Origin of the sequence: Nitrospina sp. P1_D6 (genome assembly GCF_052156615.1) — a bacterium.
Taxonomy (GTDB): Bacteria; Nitrospinota; Nitrospinia; order Nitrospinales; family Nitrospinaceae; genus Nitrospina.
In genome coordinates this window covers 77,758-87,741 of the sequence record NZ_JBQKUN010000009.1, presented here as the reverse complement: position 1 = coordinate 87,741, position 9,984 = coordinate 77,758, and the positions used below count along the sequence as shown (strand labels likewise).

Here is a 9,984-nt window from a genome sequence, read left to right as displayed (position 1 = left end):
GAAACTGCGGCCGGGCATCGAGGGCAAGTTGTCCGAGATGAAGCGGTACCACGGGCTGACGCGGGCACGGTACCGGGGCATAAGAAAGGTCGGTCTGCAATGTTACTTCACGGCGGTGGCGGTGAACCTCAAGCGGTGGATCAAACTGGAGATGGAGAGACTGAAAGCCCGGCCCGATCCCGCTCCAACTTGATCAAGATGAAGAAAACCTCGAACGCATACTAAGTCAACAAAAGGAAACGAAAAAACGGAGGTGAAACAGAGGAACCCAGGGAGTACAGGACAGGCCGAGGATGAAATCATGTGCCCCGGCAGAGCCAAAACTCCCGACGCTCCCACGCCAGCACTGGCTCATACGGGGTTTTCAGACGGTATCTTGTCGCCAGTAATCCAATGGTTCATTGGCCCATTGTATTGGTGGGTTTTCTTGGAAAGATTTTTGGACCTATAGGATTTGCCGCAGCCATTATAAATGATGAGCTTCCTCTTATCTTTGGAGTTCATATCATCACCAATGATCTGGTTTGGTGGATCCCTTTTTTTCTGATCTTGAAAAATGCCTATCGAGGTGGCTTGCAGGCCTCTTCGCTTGAGTAAAAACACACGCGGTAAACATACCATCTGTACCCTCTTTGCCAATGCCCGCCGTTTCCAAGCATCCAATGACCGGAGCCGAACAGCACGAACAGCGCCGGGCCGATGAACACGATGTCGCCTATGAGAGTATTATTGAGCGCGAACAGGAGCGTTTGCGAGTTCCGGCTCTGCTGGGCGCGGAACAGCATGAAGGCGAGCCCCAGCCCCGTCCCCAGCAACACCACCGCACTCATCACGTGCAGGAATTTGATAACAGTGAAGCTTACTTTGAAGTAATCCAGAAATGGGAATGAAGGCCAAGTTTAAATCAGGAAGGAACAAATCGTAATCCAAGGATTCCGACGGTGATGAGGCCGATACAGAAGAGTCGCAAAGCCGTCGCCGGTTCGCCAAACAAATAGATGCCGAGGATTGCCGTGCCCAGCGTGCCGATGCCCGTCCACACCGCATACGCCGTGCCCACCGGCAGGTGCTTGAGCGACAGGCCCAGGAGCCCCATGCTGATGACGATGCTCGCCACCGTCCACACCGTCGGCCACAATTTCGTGAACCCTTCCGTGTACTTCAGGCCCACGGCCCAGCCCACCTCAAACAACCCCGCCACAAACAACACCGCCCACGCCATGCCAACCCCTTTCTTTAAATGGAATGCTAAACCTAAACCGCCGTCTTCGTTTCCCGGCACGTTTTATCGAGGATGAAGTACAGCGGGCAGAACCCGGTGAGCCCGCTTTGCAACAGCGTCACTCCCAGCACGCCCGGCACCAGAATCCACAACGGATCCACCCATTACGCCAGCGCCGAGCCCGCCGTCAGCACCGCGCCGACGATCCCGTCATGCAGTTTGCGTTTCGTATTCATGGTATTGCCCTCCCATAAATAAAATTATTCACACAAGTCTTCATCCCAGATGCGCGCCAGTTCGTCTGCTTTTTCTTTCGCGCGCGGAGGCATGGACTGCGGATGTTTGGCTTTCAACTCCGTCGAACCCTTTTCCTTGTCCTGCCGCGTTGCCTTCGTGGGATGCCCGGCACCTGTCTTATTCTTTTTCGACTTCGCTTCTCCCCGCTTCGCCATGCGTTCCCCCGCGAACCAATGCTTTTTGCCTCGATCCCTGGCACATTTGCATTAAATTGACATGCGGATTATTCTACCATTTTAAACACGTGCGAGGGGCGCGGCGCGGGGCATCGATGGCTGCTTCGCTGGGAAAATTTCATTCATGTGTGGGGGACTTTTTTAATCAACCTTCTACAAACGGAATCATCATGAATCGACTGAAGCGCATCGCCATTCTTTCCATCTCTGCCCTGCTGGCCGGGTTCGTGCCGGCCGGTGGCATCGCGCAGGCGGAAACGGTTTCCATTACAGAGTGGAAAGTGCCCTGGGACGATTCCCGGCCGCGAGACCCTTTTGTCGATCCGAAAGGCCGTGTCTGGTTCTGCGGACAAAAAGGCGGTTACATCGCGTACCTGGAACCCGCTTCCGGAACCTTCAAAAAGTTCGATTTAGGGCCTGGCGCAGGGCCACACAATCTGATTGTGGATGCGGCTGGGTTCATCTGGTTTGCAGGAAACCGCAACGCGTATATTGGCAAGCTGGATCCGGATACCGGCGGGATCACCCGATTCGAAATGCCGCACAAGGAGGCGCGGGATCCACACACGCTGGTATTCGATGGTGCGGGTGATATCTGGTTCACCGTCCAGAGAAGCAATTTCATCGGCAAGCTGTTCACCCAAACGGGTGAAGTCCGCCTTATAAAGGTTCCTTCCCGGAATGCCCTCCCCTACGGGATCTGGATGGATTCCCGCAACCGGCCCTGGATTGCGCTGTTCGGGAGCAATAAAATCGCCAGCGTGGACCCGGAAACGATGGAACTGAAAGAATACGAACTCCCCCGCAAGGACGCCCGCCCCAGACGGCTTGCAATCACATCGGACGGGGTGGTCTGGTATGGGGATTATGCCCAGGGAATGCTGGGACGATTCGATCCCGAAAACGGGGAATTTAAAGAGTGGCCCCTGCCCGGTGGTGACGATTCCGGACCCTATGCCATGACCGTAGACCATGAAGACAGGGTCTGGGTGGTCGAAACCGGGGACATGCCCAACCGGCTGGTGGGATTCGATACTCCCACAAAGAAATTTGTCAACATCACGGAGATCCCGGAACGCGGCGGATCGGTGCGTCACATGATGTTCGATGCCAATGAAAAAACCATCTGGTTCGGAGAGGACACGAATTTCATAGGACGCGCCGTTATTGGAAAACAGGAATAAGGGAAACGCTCCAAAACCTCCCCCGGCAACACCCTCCCACAATTCCACGGCAGGCCCCTTTTTGGTTCCATCGCGCGCGCTTTTGCATTAAATTGACATACCGATTATTTTGCAACTTTAATCACGTGCGAGGGGCACAGCATGATTTCCCGGGTGCAGAGCGGCGCAGTGCTGGGCATCGACGGTTACGTCGTCGAAGTCGAGGTCCATCTTTCACCCGGACTGCCGGGGATGTCCATCGTCGGCCTGCCCGACGCGGCGGTGAAGGAAAGCTCGGATCGCGTTGCCGCCGCCATCCGCAACACGCAACTGGAGTTTCCGGTCCGGCGCATCACCGTCAACCTCGCGCCCGCCGACATCAAAAAAGAAGGCTCCGCCTTCGACCTGCCCATCGCGCTGGGCATTCTTGCCGCCGACGGCATCGTCAAACCCGACCACCTGCACCGCTACCTGATCCTGGGAGAACTTTCGCTCGACGGACGGGTGAAACCGATCAAGGGAACGCTGTCGATCGCCGCGCAGGCGAAGAAGGCGGGAGTCGAAGGCATCCTGCTCCCCAAAGCCAACGCCGCCGAAGCGGCGGTGGTGTCGGGTCTCAAGGTCTATCCGCTGGAGACGTTGCCGGAAGCGCTGGCGTTTTTGAACGGCGAGCTGGAACTGGAGCCGGTGAAAAAGGACCCGGAAGGCGAGTACCACGAGCATTCGGCGTACGACCTCGATTTCACCGACGTCAAGGGCCAGTACCACGTGAAGCGCGCGCTGGAGATCGCCGCCGCGGGCGGCCACAACATCATCCTCATCGGGCCGCCGGGATCGGGCAAGTCCATGCTGGCCAAGCGCCTGCCCACCATCCTGCCGCCGCTCACCCTCGACGAAGCCATCGAGACGACGAAAATCCACAGCGTGCTCGGCCTCATGAACAACGGCAAGGGGCTTCTCGCCACGCGGCCGTTTCGGTCGCCGCACCACACGATTTCGGATGCGGGGCTGATCGGCGGCGGCAAGGTGCCGATGCCGGGCGAGGTGTCACTGGCGCACAACGGCGTGCTGTTTCTCGATGAACTGCCGGAGTTCAAACGCAACGCGCTGGAGGTGTTGCGTCAGCCGATGGAGGACCGGCAGGTGTGCATCTCGCGCGCGTCGGGGTCGCTGACGTTTCCTACCGGCTTCATGCTGGTGGCGGCGATGAATCCCTGCCCCTGCGGTTACCGCACCGATCCCAAACGCGAATGCCAGTGCACGCCGCCGCAGATCAAGAAATACGTGTCGCGCATTTCCGGGCCGATGATGGACCGCATCGACATCCACATCCAGGTGCCCGCCGTCGAGTACAAGGACCTCGCATCGAACACGGTGGGCGAACCGTCGGCCGTCTTGCGCGAACGCGTGCAGAAGGCGCGCGTGCGTCAACTGCAACGCTTTGCCGGGTCGAAGATTTTTTCCAACGCGTCGATGAGTTCGAAGCAGATCAAGACGCACTGCCCACTCGATGCCGCGTCGCAGAAAATCATGTCCACAGCCATCGACAAGATGGGCATGAGCGCCCGCGCTCACGACCGCATTTTAAAAGTCGCGCGGACGATTGCCGACCTGGCCGGCGACGACGCCGTCGCCGCCGAACACATCGCCGAAGCCATCCAGTATCGCACCCTCGACAAAGAAAACTGGCAGTAACGCACAACGACTTCACTCCGCCAACAATCCAACATGCCTTCTTTCCCCGTCAAAATCCGGGCGCTGCGGCAATGGGTCTGATTTTCTGAACATTGGGCAGAAAATCATAACTCCTGTGACCATTTTTGTTACCGTTTTTGACGCTTTCCTCCCCCCGCCAGTTGATTCTTAAAATCAACATTCCCCTTGCACGGCGAAAACCAATCCCTTTCCAAAAGATTAGCGTTTCCCTCCTGTTTGGTACGCGTATTGCGACATTAAACAGGCAAGAAACCGAATGGAAAGGGAATCCGTTTTCCATGGATTGGTTTTTCACAACCATGACCTGAGAGGAAATCATGAACCAGCCCGAAAACCAAAACACGTTATGGACCCTGCTGGCCAACCAGCCCGGATGGTCCGCGATGTTGATACTTGTGGCGATGATGGCCCTGTACATGGGACGCAAGCCCGTGCACGCCGGACTCCAGCGTATGGTGGCGACGGTGTACTCCGGCTTCCGCCTGGCGTCCCGCTCGCTGTTCAAAGCCGAGAAACGCCTGTGCGAACGCAACAAGGAAGTCCTGCTGGAGTTGGGGCAGGACCACATGGAACGCAAGATCGAACGCGAGTTCTTCCGCGTGAACGCAGTGGTCGAACGCGACCTCGCCCGCTACCCCGAACTGCAAAAGGTCATCGCCGACCAGATCACGCAGATCGAGGAGGACTACAAGCAGTGCGGGCAGGAAGTGCCGCCGACGCCGGAATGGATCGAGGCCGTCGAGGTGGTGGCGAAGCTGAAAGTCGACCACAAGAACAACCCGCTGACCGCCAACATCCTGAAGAGCATCCATGAAGCGTCGGAGAAACACCACCGCGAAGTGGTGCGTGAATACCGCGACAGCGTGGCCAAACGTCACGCCCTGTTGCAGACCCTGCGTCCGTACTGGAGGAAGCTCGTCAACTCCGTGGACGAAGTCGGTAAAACCCTGCGCGGCCTGCTCGACCGCGCCCGCGACATCGACCAGCACATGGACCGCTACGTCGAGATCATCAACAAGACCGACAAGGCGGAACGGACTTTGCGCGCCTCGGCGGCGGTGCAGTTTGCTGTATCGTTGCTCGTCGTACTCATCGCCACCGGCGGCGCCATCATCAACTTCAACCTGATCGCTTTGCCCATGTCCGAGATGGTCGGCTCCACGGCGCAGATCGGCGGCATGAAGGTGTCGGACATCGCGGCGCTGGTCATCATCTTCGTCGAGATGTCGATGGGCCTGTTCCTGATGGAAGCGTTGCGCTTCACGCGCCTGTTTCCTGTGATCGGCACCATGGACGACCGCCTGCGCATCCGCATGATCTGGGTGACCTTCGGCATCCTGTTCACGCTGGCCTGTGTGGAAGCGGCGCTGGCGTTCATGCGCGACCAGATCGCCATGGACCTGAGCGCGCTCCGTCATTCGCTGACGGCCACCGGCGGTGAGCTGGAAGCGGTGCCGGTGAGCGGCGTCAACTCCTGGATTCCGATGCTCGGCCAGATGGTGATGGGCTTCATCCTGCCTTTCGCCCTGACCTTCGTCGCCATTCCGCTGGAGACGCTCATGCACTCCTGCCGCAGTGTGTTCGGCGACCTGCTGGCATTGACCATCCGCAGTCTCGCGGTGCTGTTCCGCATTCTTGGGAGCGGCTTCAAAAACCTGGGCCTGTTGATGACCCATGTGTACGACATCTTCATCTTCCTGCCTTTGTGGCTGGAGCAGATGTTGAAAACCCGTCAAAAATCCTCCGGCGAAGCGGGCAGTGGAACCCCGCCCACCGCGGAGATGCTGATGGATTCTAAAACCCGAATCGAACAGGTGGCAAAATGAAACGAATGATTTCAGTTCTGTTATGCATCCTGTTTTTCTACGGATGCGCCGAGCAGGCCTCAAACAGCCGGGGCGTCTACCTTCTGCTCGACACATCCGGTACCTACACGAAGGAGTTGAGGAAGGCCCAGCAGATCATCAACTACCTGCTGGGGACGCTCGGTCCCGGTGACACCATGGCCGTGGCGCGCATCGACAGCGCCAGCTTCAGTGAGAAGGACATCGTCGCCAAGGTGACGTTCGACTCGCGGCCGTCTGTGGCCAACGCGCAGAAACGCAAGTTCGCGGAGATCGTCAACGACTTCGTCGAAAAAGTGAAAGGCAGCCAGTACACCGACATCTCCGGCGGGTTGTTCCAGGCCATCGAGTACCTGAATGAAGTCGAGGCCTCGAACAAGCACATCCTCATCTACTCTGATCTCAAGGAGGAACTCCCGGAGGGTTACAACCGCAACCTCAAGTTCACCCTCGACGGATTCAAGGTGCGCGCGCTGAACGTGACCAAACTGCGCGCCGACAACGTGAATCCGGAAGAGTACGTGGACCGGTTGAAAATCTGGCAGCAGAAGGTGGAGACCGGAGGCGGTAATTGGGAAGTGGTCAACGACCTCGACCGCGAAGACGCCCTGATGCTGTAACCGGTTCACGGATGTTTCAACCAGGCGCCGCACTGGCATCCCCATCTCAGGCGCCCGCCACCCCCCACCGGTGGCGGGAGGGTGCCAGTGCGGCCCGCCTTGTTGAACTCCGGTTGGGTTTTCGCGCAGAAGGCAATTCTCTTTATGCCCCGGGTTTCAAAAATACTTTCAAAAATTCCGCAGATCGGTGACAATTCTTTTCGGACTTTCGGTACGAATTCATTCCGCTGAATTATGGAGAAACCCGCCATGTTTAAACGCCACGCCCTTCACGGCATCGCTTTTCTCGCAATCCTGTTTATGACTTCCGGCTGTTCCGTCATCATGGCTTTATCCGGCGACCCGGAACCCAACTTTGCCGTCATCCAACCCGGTGCCTCCCGGTCCATGGTGGAGGAGGAACTGGGAACCCCTTTTCACACGGACCAGCAGAGCGGCCAGCGCACGGACTGGTATCGTTACGAACTGGGCAACGCGCCGAATGGCGACCGCGCCCTGGCCAACTTCGCGCTCGACGTCTATTCCATTCTGCTGTGGGAAATCATCGCCACACCGCGCGAACTCATGATGGGCGACGACCATGAAATGTCGGTGGTGTACGGGCCGGGGGACCGCGTCATTGCGGTCCATCGTGAAGATGAGGAAACGGTGCCCGAACCCATCCACCTGGGAAACACCCCGCTCCCCGGCAAGGAGGAATCGGCTGGCACACAATCCATCGAAACTCCAGGCAATCAACCCGTGCCCGGTGGCCGCCCGCCGTCAAGCCGATAAAACGACCGGGAAACCGGCCAGGGTTTCATTTCACAGCCGAAACGCAGAAGGAAACCGGCACACAACCACGAGCCCTGCATATTGCATAAACCACCTAACCGTGGTAGGTTTTTGGCGTAACGGCAGAAGGCCTTTCAATGGATTTTCCAAATCAATTTGGTGGGTCTGGCCGGGGGCATTGATGCAAACCAGAGCCCCGTTCCATAGCTTTCACCTGGGGGGTTATCCGCCCAGTGATATTCATCTTTGTGGATTCAACTGACGAGGAGACAACGATGAGAATGAACCAGAAACTCTGGCTGTGGATGCTTGTAGCGGCTCTGGCGGTGGGGGTTCCCTCCGTGGCCTTTGCCGACCCGAAAGCGGAACCCGACCCCTGTGCCGCTGTCAATGATTTGGACGAAAAGAACCTCTGCCGGGCCTTTGAAATCGAGAAAAAGCTCACAGCGGAAGAAAAGGAAAACCGTTACCAGAATAAAAATCACAGTTCCTATTATTGTTCGCTCATCAGAAGCCGGGACAAGCAGGCTTATTGCTACGCCGTGGTGAACAAGGAACAAAGCCAGTGTGGCTTTATCGTGAATGCCGACCTGGAGAAACAGTGCAATTCCAAGTTTTGAAAAGTGTAGGAAATCGCCCTATTGCAGCGCTCCCGGCGGAAGGCCGGGGGCGCTTTTTTTATCCGCATCGGCCGGGAACCTCTTTTAAGACGATGGCACCCGTCCCACAATAATTGTTGAGTTTTCCGGAAATATTGCCGAAAATATAGGTAGAGGATTTAACCCCTTCCCGGGGAGGATTTGCGATGGAATCGCTGGACTATCATCAGATTCGGGATTACTGCCGAACCGCCGTGGACATGGCGGAAGAACTTGGCGCGTACGACGGGCTTTCTTTCCTCATCGGTGAAAAGTTTTATTCGCTGATACTGGCCCTCAAACAGGCGGAAGCGAAAGTCGAGTTTCTTTACAACGCCGGGGAAACCGGTGAGGACGAGGCAGTCGAATCACCCCTTTCCGGAAACACGGAAATCCATCAGGGATATCTGCTCGCCATCCAGAACAATTACCAGAAAGCTCTCGAAAAAATTGAGGATCTCAGCCATTTGCGCAACGACTTTGTTGAGGAAATCAAGGAAGCGTTTGAGCTGGATGACATCCGCGAATACCTGGAATCGTATCCACGGTTTGGTGGCAACGAGTCCGAACTCGGCATATCGCTGAAGGAAGACGATCAACCGATCGAATACAAGGACGTGATGTCTGAAATCGACGACATCTTTCTGGTTGAGGAAATCAAGAAGCTATTTTATTGAGGAGGAAAGCAAGGCTCCCTTGCACCGTTTTTCTTTCCTTCCAGACCACACTCCGCTACAATCCGTTTTCATGAAACAAAAGTTATCCGAAAAAACCCGGTTGATCCTGGGCTTTGTCATTCTGTGCGTCATGACTGTGGGAATTCTGTTCACAGGGCCCGGTTTCAGCTTCACCTATCAGGTGATCCTGACGTCACTGGCCCTGTTCCTGTTGTTCTGGCTGATCACCTGATCCGTCGTCAACGCACCAGCCACGCCGCTGCCGCCGCAACGAGAGCCGCCGCCCCCAGGCCGACCCCGGTCAGCGCAAGCGTCTTGAGGCCCGCCAGCTTGTCGTCCGTTTCCTTCTTCACGGCATCGATTTGGGAGGCGACCTCGGCTTTCAAGGTTTCTTCCATCTTCGCCTGCATGTCGTCACGGATGGCATCCACCTTTTGCTGAATACGGGCGTCCTGTGCGTCCAACAGTTTCTGGTTCAACGCGTCGGCCTGCTTGCCAATCTCGTCTTTAACCATTTCACGCGCATCGTACTTCCACTCATCCATTTGCTGGCGCAAAACATCCAGCCGCTGTTGAATGGTGTTCTGCAGTTTGGGTTCGATGTTTTCGGAAATCTTCTCCAGGCTGTCGCGTGCGTTGGAAATGGCTTCATGCAGGCTTTCTTCGATCTCTTCTTCCAACGCCTGCTTGCGGTTCTCCACGTGCTCGGAAAGCAGTTCCGTTTTCTCCCGCAACTCGGAAAGGATGCGCAGGTTCTCGCGTGCCTTCTGTTCTTCTTCTGGACTCATAAGCATACCGATTGCCTTTTCTTGGTTGGATTGCGAATTACATATTAGATGAGTTTTTTTCTGAATGTT

Annotated in this window: 15 protein-coding genes; 9 read left to right on the top strand and 6 right to left on the bottom strand. The window is 56.6% G+C overall.

Going from position 1 to position 9,984, the window contains the following annotated elements:
• A partial coding sequence (locus ACTRXA_RS13520) for a transposase (RefSeq protein WP_442427695.1) occupies window positions 1-193 on the top strand: 193 nt, incomplete at its 5' end.
• Between the two features lie 367 nt (window positions 194-560).
• Here the strand turns inward: ACTRXA_RS13520 and ACTRXA_RS13515 are convergent.
• The 4 genes from ACTRXA_RS13515 to ACTRXA_RS13500 all read right to left on the bottom strand — a co-directional run bounded on the left by ACTRXA_RS13515 (window position 561) and on the right by ACTRXA_RS13500 (window position 1,674).
• Complete coding sequence (locus tag ACTRXA_RS13515) at window positions 561-830, bottom strand: DUF2269 family protein (protein WP_442427694.1); 270 nt, start codon at window positions 828-830, stop codon at window positions 561-563.
• 74 nt (window positions 831-904) lie between these two features.
• Window positions 905-1,222, bottom strand: a complete 318-nt coding sequence (gene sugE / locus ACTRXA_RS13510) for a quaternary ammonium compound efflux SMR transporter SugE (RefSeq protein WP_442427693.1) — start codon at window positions 1,220-1,222, stop codon at window positions 905-907.
• A 32-nt stretch (window positions 1,223-1,254) separates the two neighbouring features.
• Window positions 1,255-1,383 (bottom strand): YgaP family membrane protein, encoded by a 129-nt coding sequence (locus ACTRXA_RS13505; protein WP_442427692.1) that lies wholly within the window; start codon window positions 1,381-1,383, stop codon window positions 1,255-1,257.
• A gap of 99 nt (window positions 1,384-1,482) precedes the next feature.
• Window positions 1,483-1,674: a hypothetical protein gene (locus tag ACTRXA_RS13500; RefSeq protein WP_442427691.1), complete on the bottom strand. Its 192-nt coding sequence runs from the start codon at window positions 1,672-1,674 to the stop codon at window positions 1,483-1,485.
• A gap of 191 nt (window positions 1,675-1,865) precedes the next feature.
• On the opposite strand from ACTRXA_RS13500, the gene ACTRXA_RS13495 reads away from it, so the two are divergent.
• Window positions 1,866-2,879, top strand: coding sequence for a Vgb family protein (locus ACTRXA_RS13495; RefSeq protein WP_442427690.1), 1,014 nt, complete (start codon window positions 1,866-1,868; stop codon window positions 2,877-2,879).
• Between the two features lie 141 nt (window positions 2,880-3,020).
• Window positions 3,021-4,553, top strand: coding sequence for a YifB family Mg chelatase-like AAA ATPase (locus tag ACTRXA_RS13490; RefSeq protein WP_442427689.1), 1,533 nt, complete (start codon window positions 3,021-3,023; stop codon window positions 4,551-4,553).
• 49 nt (window positions 4,554-4,602) lie between these two features.
• Here the strand turns inward: ACTRXA_RS13490 and ACTRXA_RS13485 are convergent, their stop codons facing one another.
• Entirely contained in the window at window positions 4,603-4,893 is a 291-nt protein-coding gene (locus ACTRXA_RS13485; protein WP_442427688.1) for a hypothetical protein, read from the bottom strand.
• Here ACTRXA_RS13485 and ACTRXA_RS13480 point away from each other — a divergent pair.
• From ACTRXA_RS13480 to ACTRXA_RS13455, 6 genes are all read left to right on the top strand, one after another.
• The gene (locus tag ACTRXA_RS13480) at window positions 4,892-6,400 is read left to right on the top strand and encodes a hypothetical protein (RefSeq protein ID WP_442427687.1); all 1,509 of its coding nucleotides are present in this window, start codon (window positions 4,892-4,894) and stop codon (window positions 6,398-6,400) included. The genes ACTRXA_RS13485 and ACTRXA_RS13480 overlap by 2 nt on opposite strands.
• Window positions 6,397-7,038 (top strand): VWA domain-containing protein, encoded by a 642-nt coding sequence (locus ACTRXA_RS13475; protein WP_005009410.1) that lies wholly within the window; start codon window positions 6,397-6,399, stop codon window positions 7,036-7,038. Before ACTRXA_RS13480 ends, ACTRXA_RS13475 begins: the two co-directional genes overlap by 4 nt.
• A gap of 249 nt (window positions 7,039-7,287) precedes the next feature.
• Window positions 7,288-7,812, top strand: a complete 525-nt coding sequence (locus tag ACTRXA_RS13470; protein ID WP_442427686.1) for a hypothetical protein — start codon at window positions 7,288-7,290, stop codon at window positions 7,810-7,812.
• A gap of 281 nt (window positions 7,813-8,093) precedes the next feature.
• Window positions 8,094-8,432, top strand: a complete 339-nt coding sequence (locus tag ACTRXA_RS13465) for a hypothetical protein (protein WP_442427685.1) — start codon at window positions 8,094-8,096, stop codon at window positions 8,430-8,432.
• A gap of 185 nt (window positions 8,433-8,617) precedes the next feature.
• The gene (locus ACTRXA_RS13460; RefSeq protein ID WP_442427684.1) at window positions 8,618-9,127 is read left to right on the top strand and encodes a hypothetical protein; all 510 of its coding nucleotides are present in this window, start codon (window positions 8,618-8,620) and stop codon (window positions 9,125-9,127) included.
• Between the two features lie 70 nt (window positions 9,128-9,197).
• The gene (locus ACTRXA_RS13455) at window positions 9,198-9,359 is read left to right on the top strand and encodes a hypothetical protein (RefSeq protein ID WP_442427683.1); all 162 of its coding nucleotides are present in this window, start codon (window positions 9,198-9,200) and stop codon (window positions 9,357-9,359) included.
• A 7-nt stretch (window positions 9,360-9,366) separates the two neighbouring features.
• Here the strand turns inward: ACTRXA_RS13455 and ACTRXA_RS13450 are convergent, their stop codons facing one another.
• On the bottom strand, window positions 9,367-9,915 hold the full coding sequence (locus ACTRXA_RS13450; protein WP_442427682.1) for a hypothetical protein: 549 nt from the start codon (window positions 9,913-9,915) through the stop codon (window positions 9,367-9,369).
• Window positions 9,916-9,984: the final 69 nt, after the last annotated feature.

Excerpts from the sequence above, each read along its gene's own strand:
- ACTRXA_RS13515 (WP_442427694.1), bottom strand. The coding sequence starts at position 830 with ATGAGTGCGGTGGTGTTGCTGGGGACGGGGCTGGGGCTCGCCTTCATG.
- ACTRXA_RS13460 (WP_442427684.1), top strand. The coding sequence starts at position 8,618 with ATGGAATCGCTGGACTATCATCAGATTCGGGATTACTGCCGAACCGCC.
- ACTRXA_RS13475 (WP_005009410.1), top strand. The coding sequence starts at position 6,397 with ATGAAACGAATGATTTCAGTTCTGTTATGCATCCTGTTTTTCTACGGA.
- ACTRXA_RS13490 (WP_442427689.1), top strand. The coding sequence starts at position 3,021 with ATGATTTCCCGGGTGCAGAGCGGCGCAGTGCTGGGCATCGACGGTTAC.
- ACTRXA_RS13455 (WP_442427683.1), top strand. The coding sequence starts at position 9,198 with ATGAAACAAAAGTTATCCGAAAAAACCCGGTTGATCCTGGGCTTTGTC.
- ACTRXA_RS13500 (WP_442427691.1), bottom strand. The coding sequence starts at position 1,674 with ATGGCGAAGCGGGGAGAAGCGAAGTCGAAAAAGAATAAGACAGGTGCC.
- ACTRXA_RS13450 (WP_442427682.1), bottom strand. The coding sequence starts at position 9,915 with ATGAGTCCAGAAGAAGAACAGAAGGCACGCGAGAACCTGCGCATCCTT.
- ACTRXA_RS13465 (WP_442427685.1), top strand. The coding sequence starts at position 8,094 with ATGAACCAGAAACTCTGGCTGTGGATGCTTGTAGCGGCTCTGGCGGTG.
- ACTRXA_RS13480 (WP_442427687.1), top strand. The coding sequence starts at position 4,892 with ATGAACCAGCCCGAAAACCAAAACACGTTATGGACCCTGCTGGCCAAC.
- ACTRXA_RS13485 (WP_442427688.1), bottom strand. The coding sequence starts at position 4,893 with ATGATTTCCTCTCAGGTCATGGTTGTGAAAAACCAATCCATGGAAAAC.
- ACTRXA_RS13495 (WP_442427690.1), top strand. The coding sequence starts at position 1,866 with ATGAATCGACTGAAGCGCATCGCCATTCTTTCCATCTCTGCCCTGCTG.
- sugE (WP_442427693.1), bottom strand. The coding sequence starts at position 1,222 with ATGGCGTGGGCGGTGTTGTTTGTGGCGGGGTTGTTTGAGGTGGGCTGG.
- ACTRXA_RS13470 (WP_442427686.1), top strand. The coding sequence starts at position 7,288 with ATGTTTAAACGCCACGCCCTTCACGGCATCGCTTTTCTCGCAATCCTG.